Origin of the sequence: Flavobacterium sp. (assembly GCF_043760115.1) — a bacterium.
Taxonomy (GTDB): Bacteria; Bacteroidota; Bacteroidia; order Flavobacteriales; family Flavobacteriaceae; genus Flavobacterium.
This window is the reverse complement of record NZ_JAYUPK010000144.1, coordinates 1-2346: the sequence shown is the minus strand read 5'-3', so window position 1 is coordinate 2346 and position 2346 is coordinate 1. Positions and strand designations below refer to the sequence as shown.

The following is a 2346-nucleotide window of genomic DNA, read 5'->3' as shown; positions in this document are numbered from 1 at the left end:
AATAATTCTATTATGAAAAAATTTATTTGTCTTTTTGTTGTAACTATTTTTGTTTTTAGTTGTAGCAATGACGATTGTGATATTCAAAATACCGATGATAATTTATGTGGTGGTCAAAATTTAGGAATTGACGAATTAGGTAGATTTTCTTTTTTAGTTTATACACCAGTTAATGGAATATATGTAATTGAACAATCCTATTCTAAAAGATGGAATTGGAGAACATATAATGACACAATTGAAGTTGCAGGAAATGTTTCTGAATATTCTACAAAGCACATTTTTTTTAAAAAAAACGGCAATTGTATAGATTATTTATCAAGTAGAGATGTCTATTTTGATGATAATGTTGTATTTGATGAAAATGGAAATATAATAAGTGGTGGCTATTCTTGGAGTAATTATAATGATTTACAATTTAAACTTCAAAAATATCATCAAAATAAAATATTAATAGGAGAAGTTAGTAGTATTAAATTTTGGATGGAATTTACTCCAGATGTACACAGACAAATTCCTTGGGAATACGAACAATATTATCATAATTAAAAGTATAATTTTTAAATTAATGAATTTCAAATCCTTTTAGTTTTTTAAAACTAAAAGGATTTTTAATTTAATAAATCAAATTCTAACCCAAAACCACCAAATTCTAATTCATTCATTTATTACAAAAAAGTAAATACTATATTTGGTTATCAATTTCTAGTAAATGAAACTAAAACTACTTTTTTTACTTTTCTTTTTTTCAAATGTCTATGTCTATGCTCAAGATAAAACAATAGATAGTTTGTTTTTAGTTTTAAAGAATGCTAAAAATGAAACAGATCAACTAAAACTGTTCAATACAATTTCAGATCAATACAAATATTCTGATGGAAATAAAGTTGCAGAATTTGGAAACAAAGCATTGCAATTATCCAAAAAATTAGACAACAAGATTGAAGAAGGAAATGCCTATCTAAATCTTGGTAACGCAAACATTATTCTTGGGAATTATCCAAAAGCTTTAAATTATTTTTCTTCTGCCAAAACTATTTTTGAAAATCAATCAAACAATAGTGATGCTAAAAAAGGTTTGGCAAAAGCTCTTGGAAGTATTGGAATTGTATTTTCTGAGCAAAGTAATTACACTAAATCGTTAGAGTTTTATTTAAAATCGGTTACGATTTATGAAGAAATAAACGACCAAGAAAAATGTGCCAAATTGTACAACAATATAGGTGTAATTTATCAATCTCAAAAAAATTATACCAAAGCAATTGTTTATTTTGAAAAAACTCAAAAAATTCAAGAAAAATTAAAAGATGTAAACATTGGAATTACCTACACCAATATTGCCAACAGTTATTTGAATTTAAAAAATAACGAAAAAGCATTTAATTTTTATTTAAAAGCAAAATCTAGTTTAGATATAAATCCAAATCAACGTGCTTTGGGAGAATGGTATAATAATTTTGGTTTGTATTTTAAACAAACTAATAATCCAACAAAAGCAATAGAAAACTGGAATTTAGCCATTATAACTTTTAAAAGTATTGATGATAAATTTGGAATTCAAGATTCGTATCATCATTTGGCGCAACTAAATTTTGAACAAAATAATTTTCCAGAAGCTTTAAATTTTACTACTAAATCTTTACGACTAGCAACAGAATTACAAGTTCTTGAACAAAAAGTAATTTCAGAAAAATTACTTAGTGAAATTTATCAAAAACAAGGAAATACTAATTTATCATTAGTTCATCTTAGAAATTTTACCGTTTTAAAAGACAGTTTGACTAATGAAGAAAACATTAGAAAATCGGTTGAAGTTGCTATGAATTATGAATTTCAAAAAAAGCAAGACGAACAGAAATTAGTGTTGAAAGAAGAATCAAAAAGAAATAAATTGTGGTTACTTTTTTCTGGAGTTTCACTTTTATCATTAATCGGAATTGGATTTTTAATTTACAATCGCAATCAAGTAAAAACTAGATTAACCTTGCAAAAAGAATTGGCAGAATATGAACAGAAAGCATTGCATTTACAAATGAATCCGCATTTTGTATTTAATTGTTTAAGCTCTATTTCTAGTTTTATTGTAAACAATAGTACAGAAGCTGCAGTAACTTATTTGGCAAAATTTTCTAAACTAATGCGATTAACATTAGAATATTCTAAAGAATCGTTAATTCCTGTAGACAAAGAAATTGAGAGTTTGGATAATTATTTACAACTAGAACAACTTCGTTTTAATAATAAATTTTTGAGTTATATATTTAGCTTCTGTATTATTTGATTTTGATAAATAGGCATTTCTTTCATCATTCTTTCAATTGTCTTGTGAAATATAGTTTCTTTGAA

2 protein-coding genes are annotated in these 2346 nt (G+C 25.0%); both read left to right on the top strand.

Features of this window, described 5'->3' with window-relative positions; translation table 11 throughout:
- A partial coding sequence (locus tag ACH2BC_RS12525) for a hypothetical protein (protein WP_395054344.1) occupies positions 1–549 on the top strand: 549 nt, incomplete at its 5' end.
- Between the two features lie 163 nt (positions 550–712).
- Positions 713–2281 carry a tetratricopeptide repeat protein gene (locus ACH2BC_RS12520; protein WP_395054343.1) on the top strand — a complete coding sequence of 523 codons (1569 nt, stop codon included), beginning with the start codon at positions 713–715 and terminating at the stop codon, positions 2279–2281.
- The last annotated feature ends 65 nt before the right edge of the window (positions 2282–2346 follow it).

Bases quoted from the DNA above. Each gene is read 5' to 3' on its own strand.
- ACH2BC_RS12520 (WP_395054343.1), top strand. From the start codon at position 713: ATGAAACTAAAACTACTTTTTTTACTTTTCTTTTTTTCAAATGTCTAT.